Source organism: Lentzea aerocolonigenes (assembly GCF_000955955.1).
Taxonomy (GTDB): domain Bacteria; phylum Actinomycetota; class Actinomycetes; order Mycobacteriales; family Pseudonocardiaceae; genus Lentzea; species Lentzea aerocolonigenes_A.
The window spans coordinates 1-9,596 of sequence record NZ_JYJG01000356.1; the positions used below are offsets into that span (position 1 = coordinate 1).

The window sequence follows — 9,596 nt, forward strand, 5'->3', positions numbered from 1 at the left end:
CCGTCAAGGTGCACATCGACCCTGCCGCGAACGCGGACCCGGATGTCGTGCAGCAGGTCAAGGACAACGCCGCCAACGGCGTGAACTCGTTGCTGAACCAGGGTTTCCGCCTGCCGAGCGGCGACCAGTTCCACCTCAACCTCGAGTTCACGAACAACCCGGCGGACGCCCACACCACGATCAAGGTCGACCCGGACAACCCCAACGTCGACCAGACGCACTGGAACCCGGACACCAGCCCAGAGGTGCTGGCCCACGAAACCCTGCACTACCTCGGAATCCCGGACGAGTACAAGGACACGTCCCGGGTCTTCCAGCAGCACGACACCAACTCCGGCGTCCACCAGAACGACGGCGGAATGATGGGCACCGACGTCCACCTCGACGACCCCGGTATCCGGCCGCGCCACCTGTGGCTGATCGAGCGCACCGCCAACAGCCAGGTCATGGTCCCGGACACCAGGATCGAGCCGCCCGGCCCGGCCACCGTGCCTCCCCCACCCGGCTGGACCCCGAGGCCGGCGCCGGAGACGAACACCGGCACGAACACGACGCCCACCCCCGACACCAGGCCGGACACCAGGCCCGACGCCGACACGCGCCCCATGCCGGACAAGCACAAGCACGGCTGGGACAGCGACAGCGACGTCGAAACGGGCCCCGAGCAGAACAAGAGGCCCAAGCACCAGGGCGGACCGTTCGACCCGACCCCGTACGACCCCGGCGCCGGCCCCAGCAACGCCGGTCAGTCCACTGTGGACACCGGTGCGCCCATGGACGTCGACAGCCAGGCCGACGGCGACGTCGACATGGACGCCCAGAGCGACACCGACAGCCAGGTCGAGGACCTCACCAACGCGTTCGGCGACCTCCAGCTGGACGGCGTGTCGTACAACAAGGCGTTCGAGGACCTGGGCAAGGACGGCGTCGACCTGCCCACGAAGGACAACTACCTCGCCAAGCTCAAGGAGAGCGTCGAGGAGAACAAGCCGCCGTCGTTCGTCGTCAACATGATCGTCAACCACAACCAGCTGGGCGAGATCAACAGCGTCATCGACGCCATTACCGCGGACGCCGGGCCGAAGGCCAAGGACATGGTGTTCGTCGTCGGCGTGAACGGCCGCGAAGGCTCGAACGGCACGATGGCCTCCGACATCGAGACGGCGAACAACTCGGTCGCGAACCGGAAGGAACCGATCGCGCTCGTACCGCTGCCCGAGGTGAAGAAGAACGAGAGCTTCCCCTTCGGCAAGATGCGCAACGAGACGATGCACAACCCCGCCACGACTTTCGCCGTCGGCGCGTTGAACGGCAAGGGCACGCATCCGTACATCTCGTTCCAGGACTTCGACTCCGGCTCGCGCCGCGTGCCGTCGCCGGACGGCGCGCCGCCGAAGGACATCTTCAACCACTTCACCGAGTCGCTGAACCCGCCCGGCATGGCGCCGCTCCGTCCGCTGCTGTACTCCGGTGGTTACCGGGTCGGCGACCCGGACGCGTTGATCAACGACACCCAGCAGCGGATCGACAACGAACGCGCCAAGATCAACGCCAAGGACAAGAAGACAGACAAGGACACGAAGAAGCTCGAAAGCCTGAACAAGGCCGAGAAGGAGCTCTCGAAGCCCGAGGAGTTCGTCAAGCGGTTCGAGCAGGCGATGCGCGACGACATGGACGCGCGCAGCCGGCAGAAGGACTCGGCTCCGATGCTGCCGTACTCGCCGGAGCCCAACCTGTTCATGGACGCGAACGTCGCGGTCGTCGACCCCGACGTGAAGTTCGGCCCCGGCGGCAACGAGTTCGGCGACCTCAGCAAGTCGATCAACAAGTTCGCCGGCAACGAGATCGTCGACATCCACACCAAGCAGCTCCCGCCACCGCCGAAGCCGAACGAGTCGCTCGCCGACGCCAAGGCCAAGCTCGAAGCGGACATCAAGGCCCAGGGCGGCACGCCGAGCCCGAGCCAGGCCAAGACCCTGGAGTCGCTCGACGCCGGGATCAAGAAGGTCGAGCAGGACATCGCCAACCTCAGGGCCGAGGTCGACGCGAGGGTCAAGGAGATCAACCCGAACGCGCCCCAGGCGGACATCGACGCCCTGGTCGACGCGATGATCAACAAGGACGCCGTCGACTCCGGCATCGACGTCGATCTCAAGAACAACACCAACCCGTTGCGCGGGGAGACGTTCAGCACCGACTTCGTCAACGGCGCGGTGGCCACCGACCTGTCCAGGCTGGCGCTCGGTTTCGCCGAGAGCGCCGGCACGAAGTGGCCGCAGTCGCACCACGCTCTCACCAACCCGACGAGCCGGATGTACTCCGGCCCGACCCCGGACCTCGACCGGGCGGCCAAGGCCGACGTGTCGGGTGCGAAGATCCGCGACGAGTTCACGGAGAAGTTCGACCGCAAGGGCAACCCGAAGGCCGACAACAAGTCGCACGCCGAGCGCGAGGCCCAGCAGGTCATCGAGCACAAGTACGACTACGACCCCGAGACCGGCGTCAGCACGCGCACGGAGACGACGGGCGGCTGGACCCCGTCGAAGCTCGACGCGCTGCATCTCGGCTGGGAGGACAAGAACTCCCTCGACGGCGGCATCTCCGCGCCGGTCGACGGCCACGGCCACATCGGCATCGACCCCGAGGTCGACACGAGCACGGTCTACCCGCCGCCGTTGCCGAAGGACTCGAAGGGCAAGCGTCCGGACAAGAAGGAATCCGACGTCCCGCACATCGACCCGTCGACCAAGCAGCACAAGATGGCCGCGATGCTCAACCTGGCCATGTCGAGCAACCCGAGCAACGTCACCCGGATGTTCGGCACGCTCGAAGCGGGCGTTCTGCCTGTCGCAGCGGACCCGCGGCCGGACGGCATCTACAACGCCGCGCACGACGCTCTCGGCGGCAAGTCCGCGGCGGACCTGCGTGCGGGAGCCGTCCAAAATGGATGGACCGCGTCGCCCGCGATCACGAAGCAGATCGCGCAGTTCCGCCAGGAGCACGGCCTGGAGAACGGCCACATCGTCAACGCGATGATCGAGCCCGGCCCGGCGCCGAAGACCGAGCTCCCGGCGAGCTTCCGGCCGAACAGCGGCGACGTGGCGGTGGACAACAGCCTCGAGGACCCGGACGCGGGCCCGATCACTCCGGCCGAGGCCGACACCCACGCCCAGGAGAACGCCGCCGAGCAGCAGGCCGAGAACGCCAAGCAGGCCAAGGCGGAGGAACTGGCCGCGAAGCTGCTCGCGACCGAGCTCGGCCGACCGATCAAGATCCACGGCCCGGACGGCGACGTCCAGACCATCAAGCCGTTCTTCGAGCCCGCGCCCGAGATCACCCCGACCTCGAAGCCGGCGGAGGTCAACAAGGCGAAGAAGTGGAAGGAGCCGAAGTTCGGGCCTGCGCTGGAGCTCGACGCGCGCCCGAACCCGAACGGCAAGACCACCTACACGCCGCACACCCCGGCGAACGACCCCGGCGAGGGCTCCTCACGAGGCGCGACCAGGGGCGCGCCGCCGCGTCCCGAGACGCAGACCCGCCCGGCACCGCCGAACCCGGTCGTCCCGATGGTCACGCTGGCCCCGCAGCCGGTGGGCCAGGTGCCGGGCACGAACCTGCCGAGCTTCTTCCAGGACAACAAGGCGCTCGGTTCGATCACGCCGACGAACGTGCGCGACGCGGACGCGGTCGTGGGCGAGATCCAGGGCCTCAAGCCGGATGACCGGACGCGCATCAAGGACGCGCTGGAGAACGACTTCGAGACGTTCCTGGGCACCGGCCGCAACTTCCAGGTGAAGATCGGCAACGCCTGGTTCGAGGCGAACGTCCGCGCCGAGATGCAGGCAGACGCGAACACCGCTGTCACGGACGCGGCCGACACCAAGGTGGACAAGAACTTCCAGGCCGCCGCGGCCTCCACCACCACGAACACCATCGCCACGTCGAACGACGTCGGCGGCAGCGCGACGGCCGGTGTCGCGATGGGCCCGTACGGCTCACTCGGTGGCAAGGCCGCGCTCGCGACGCCCGCGGTGTCACAGGCGACCACGAACACGATCACCGAGCAGCGCGCGATCAAGTCCGACGGTGGCTCGAAGCAGGTCACCGTGCCGGTCACGTACGCGATCATCGTCACTGATGCCGGGGGCACCCCCGCGCAGTTCGCCGCGCACAGCTCCGACGTCACGCTGCAGGTCCCGGCCGACCTCAGCACCATCGTCGACTCCGGCAAGACGTCCGACGTGGTCACGCCGACCGACGCGGACTGGGGCACCAAGGTCGAGAACGCGGTGCCGGAAGCCGTCACCGTCAAGGACTCCGGCAAGGCGTTCACCGACGTCGCGGCGAAGCTGCACCCGTCGATCACGAAGGTCGGCTCGCCCGGCCGCGAGGTGCTGCAGAACTTCCTCAGCCCGACCTCGATCCGAAACAACCTGCCCGCGATGCTCGGCGGCTTCGTCACGTCACCGGACCTGATCAGCCCGCACGCCAGCAAGGGCGGCGCGGTGCAGATGTCCGCGACGCTCAAGGACGCCAAGCTCGTCGGCACGCATGACAAAGCGGCGCTGGACCTGAAGGACACCTCTGCCTGGGGCAGCAGTGTGTCCGCGGCCACCAAGACCGGTTTCGACGTCACCGGCGGCTTCGGCGGCAACATCGGCGTGCCCGGCAAGGTCGGCGGCACGGTCGGCGCCACCCTGAACTACTCCGCGCGCACCGCGGAGGGCGTGAGCGCGGGGTCGAGCACGAACCGCAAGACCGGTATCGGCGTCAAGAACGAGACCGGCCTGTACGAGGTCACCGCCGAGGTCGAGGTCCGCACGCCGTCCGGTGACAGCGTGAAGATGGAAGTCACCACGCACATGCGCATGGGCCTCAACGAGGCCGGCGCCGCGGGTCTGCCCACTCCGGACGGTTCGCGGAACACGATCACCGACCCGGCCACGGCGGACACCAAGTACCTGCCGCCCTACCTCGCGGACACGCTCGCCGCCGGCAACGCCAAGGTCGGCGAGTTCGTCCCGGCGGCCAAGGTGCAGAGCCAGGTCGAGGGCGCGCTGCGCGACCTGCCCGGGTTCAAGAAGTTCCTGCCGCAGTGGAACAACCCGGACGCGAACCCGCGCAGCAGCAAGGGCCAGAGCTTCTCCGACGTGGCCGAGCAGCTCGCGAACCAGCGCAAGCTGACCGCGAACCTCTCCCCCGCCGCGTTGAAGGCGAACATGGACAGCCTGCTCGGTCCGGGCGTCCAGGTGCAGCTGAAGAACTCCGGCAAGACCACGAACACCTACGTCAACGTCACGGTCAAGGCGAAGGTCAGCAACCCGAAGCACCTCGGCCAGGCCGACGCGCGCCCGGTCAGCGACTCGACCACGACCGGCCCCAAGCTCGACTCCAGCACCACGACCACGAAGGGCTGGACCGGCGGTGTCCAGGGCCGGGTCAACATCCCGGTGAAGACCGGCGTCGCCTCGCTCACCCCGATGCCGCAGGTCGGTGCGTCCTACAGCCACTCGTGGGCGGACAAGACCTCGGCCGGGCCGGCGGTCAGCAGCACCGCGTCGACGCCCGGCAGCCCGGACGCCCAGGTCTTCCAGCAGGACGTGGAGTTCGAGGTCGAGATCACGACCTTCACCCGGCCGCGCACGTGGGTGCGCAACATCGTCCCCGGCGCACCTGGATTCCACTCGCCCGAGGTGAAGACGGTCGCCAAGACGGGCGCGGGTCTGGACAAGATCGACGGCAAGGTCAACCTGTGGGTGTCGGACGGGTCGACTCTCAAGACCGATCCCGGCGACGGTTTCACACCCGGTGACCCGCAGTCGACGAAGATCGACAACTCGCCGACCGTCAAGGACCTGTTGAACCCCAAGGACCCGCGGCCCAAGTCGCCGGAGTTCCTGAACGTCGAAGCGGTCGCGAACACGACGGAGCTGCGGGACCAGGCGATCGACGCGTTGAACCGCGCCGCCAACGGCGACTCGGCGCTCACCACGCCGGGCACCGCCTCGCGCGCGCAGATCGACAAGATGTTCACCCCGGAGAACATCAAGGCGAACCTGCAGCGGCTCATCGAGACCGGCGTGCAGGAGCAAGGCCTCAAGTACGACCGTCGCGTCACCGACCGTTCCGGCGCCATCGGCATGTCCGTGAAGCTGGGCGACGCGAAGCTGGTGTCCATTTCGGACACCACCGGCGCGGACAACTCGGTCAGCGGTGGGTACAAGGCCGGTGAGTCCTCCACGACCAGCAGGTCGGTCGACCTCACCGCCGGCATCAACGTCCCGGTGCGCCCCAACGTGACCCCGCCGCCCGCGGGCACGCCGTCGCAGCCGAGCGGTTCCGGTGGCGCCGCGGTGACCGGCAAGGTCACGCCGTGGTCGGACACCAGGACCGAGTCGAACGAGATCGGCGGCAACGTCGACCGCGGCAAGACCACACCGGGCGACGCGCGGACCGTGCTGGTCCAGATCGACGCCGAGTTCACGATCGTCGGCGAGAGCCGCGCCGGGAACTTCGTGCACGGCGGCACGCCGAACGCCGAGGGCGTCACGGTGAACATGCCGAAGTCGGTGTTCGTGCGGGTGTCGGAGGACGTCGCGCGCGATCTCGGCGTGCTGCCCAAGGTCGAGTCGACCGTGCCCAAGCCGGACTTCCCGAAGATGGCGCCGCCGTCGACGGTCGCGGTCGGCGAGCCCGGTGCGCTTGGTCTGTCCACTGTGGAGTCGGTGCCGAACCTGTCCGGTGTCGTCAACGACCTCACCAGCCAGCTGTCCACGAACACCAAGAAGTTCGGCAGCGACGCGCTGATCCCGGACTCGGTGCTCAAGGACTCGATGAGCAACCTGCAGCGCATCGTCGACCTCAACTCGCCGGCCAGCGTGAAGGCGATGATCGACAGCGCGCTGGACGGCGGCGTGCCGCTGCTGGTGCACCAGCCCGGCACGTTCGGCAAGGACTCGTACCAGGTCACGTTGCGCGCCAAGGCGGGCGAGCCGACGTTCAACCAGGTCGTCAACGACGGCGTGGACATGACCCACAACAACGGCGGCTCCCGCAAGGAGAGCGCCGGACAGGGCCGCGGCTCCGGCTGGGGCGTCGGTGTGCGGGCGCCGGGTCTCGCCGCGCCGGGTAGCGCGAACCCGAACGTCTCGGGCACCGCGGGCGGCGCGGTCGGCGTGAACATCGGTGGCAGCAAGAGCAGTTCGGTCACGACGTCGGTCAACGAGGCGTTCAGCAGCACCCGCACGGCGAGCGGACCGGCGGCGCAGTACACCGTGCCGGTCGAGTTCGAGCTCGTCGTCGAAAAGGGCTCCAAGGAGATCGCCAAGGCTCGGAGCGGTGACCAGGAGATGGTGGTCCGCACGCACGCGGACAACCAGAAGGTCTCCCAGCCGACCACCGGGCACGGGAACCCGCAGCCGTACATGTCGGCCGCGTCGAAGCGCGGCAGCGAGTTCGGCACGCCCGAGGCGACGTTCGCCTTCCAGCAGGACAGCCGTGCCACGCAGCTGCCGCCGACCGCGTCGGTGGAGAACCTGCGCGGTGCCCAGGACCTGCGCGACGCCGCGGTGAAGGCGTTGACGGAGGCGGGCGCGGGGAAGGGTCTGACCGGCAAGGGCACGGGTTCGTTGAACAGCCTGCTGGCCACGCTGAGCCCGGAGAACCTGCAGCCGCACCTGCCGTCGATGCTGTCCGGGTCGCTGGACGTGCCGGGTCTGAAGGAAGCGGCGCTGACGTTCGGCAAGGACGCCGACGTCAAGGTCTACGCGAAGCTGGTGAACCCGCAGCTGGGGTCGCTGAGCGACAGCGTCAAGATCGAGACCCCGCTGACCACGAAGACCACCGAAACCTCCAGCGAGGCCAAGAAGTCCGACACGGCCGACGTGTCGGTCGGGCTCGCGCAGGGGTCCGCGGCTGTCAAGCAGGGCGACCCGAAGGACACCGTCAACTTCGGCACCGGTGGTCTCGAGGCTCGCCACGCGGGTGAGGACTCGTCCGCGGTCTCCGGCGGTCCGGCGCAGGCCGAGGGCGGCAACATCAAGCCCACGGACACGCCGCGCACCGGGCTCGTGCAGTTCGACGTCGAGTACCGCGTGGTGGCGACGATCGGTGGCAAGACCGGTGTCGTCGACCTGACCGTGCCCGGTTCCGCGGGCGTGCGGATGCCTTCCGCCGAGGTCGAGACCGTGCTGGACCACCAGCTCGGCGACTCGTTGAAGGACGCCCAGACCGAGGTCAAGAAGGCGGCCGACGACTGGCGCACCGCCGAGAAGGAAGTCGAGGCGGCCCGCCACGAGGCCCAGGACGCGATCAACGAGGCCGCGGCCGTGCTGGCGCGCACCGACCAGCCGGTCGGCGACGCCGCGACGGCGTTGAACACGGCGATCGACGCCCATCTGGACGCCGAGGCCAAGCTGCCCGCTCTGGAGACCGCGGCTGCCGGCACCCAGGCCGAGGTGGCGAACACCCGTGCGCGCATCCAGGAGCTCAACCCGCAGATCACGTCGCTGAGCCAGGACGCCCTGTCCACAAAGGACGCCCTGGACGACGCGCAGATCAATGGCGCTCCGCAGGCCGAACTGGACCGCTTGGGCCAGGAGGCCGACACCGCGCACAACGCGCTGACCGACGCCCAGCAGCAGCTCACCGAGGCCCACGCCGACCTCGACGCCCAGCGCAAGGCCGCCGCCGACGCCCGCGCCGAGTTGCAGGCGCAGCAACAGGTCGTGGCTCAGGCTGACAAGGCCCGCGCCGACGCCGAGGCCGCGCACCAGAAACTCGTCGACGAGCGCGCCGCAGCGGAGAAGGCGATCACGGACGCCGAGACCAAGCTCGACGACGCCCGGCGCACGGCGGACGCCAAGCAGCAGGAGTGGTGGAACGCCAAGGCCAAGGTGGACAACGAGATCGACTCGTTCAACGCGGCCGCGCAGTCCCCACCGCCCGGCGACCCGTCCAGCCCGGCCTCACCGACCCCGCCACCGGTACCGCCCAAGGACAGCGCCACGACCAGCGACACGTCGGCCGGCACCAGCACGACCCCACAGACCCCGCCGCCCGCCGCGCCCAACGACACGTCCGCGTCCACGAGCACGACCCCGCAGACTCCGCCACCGGTGCCGCCCAAGGACGGCGACACGAGCACGCAGACCCCGCCGGTCAAGGACGCCGACAGCACCACCGCCGACACCAACGCCAGCACCAGCGCGACGACCAACGCCGACACCACCAGTGGCGTCGACCAGAAGCCGTTGCCGCCGCTGCCGCCGCACACCGAGCCGGCGGTAGCCGAGTCCAGCCGGAGCGGTGCCGAGGCGAGCGGGTCCCATCCCGCACCGCCGCCTGCTCCCCCTGCTCCTCCGCTTCCGGACAGCGACACCAAGTCCAGCACGGTTCGCAGCGGTGGCGCGCCTCCCGCGATGCCCACCACGTTCGACCACCGGGGCAAGGACGTCCTGACCGACGAGTCGTGGCGGCACGAGCCCGCGAAGACCGCGGACTGGTTCGCGCCCAGCGACCCGGCCGACCGCAGCACCTGGGCCGACCGCCGCGACGACAAGAACGTCCGGACGGTCAACCAGACCGTCCACGACGTC

The 9,596-nt window shown here is 69.1% G+C and carries 1 pseudogene; it reads left to right on the plus strand.

What is annotated here, in order from left to right:
- Positions 1 to 9,596, plus strand: a pseudogene (locus UK23_RS53185) (hypothetical protein); the annotation flags it as partial.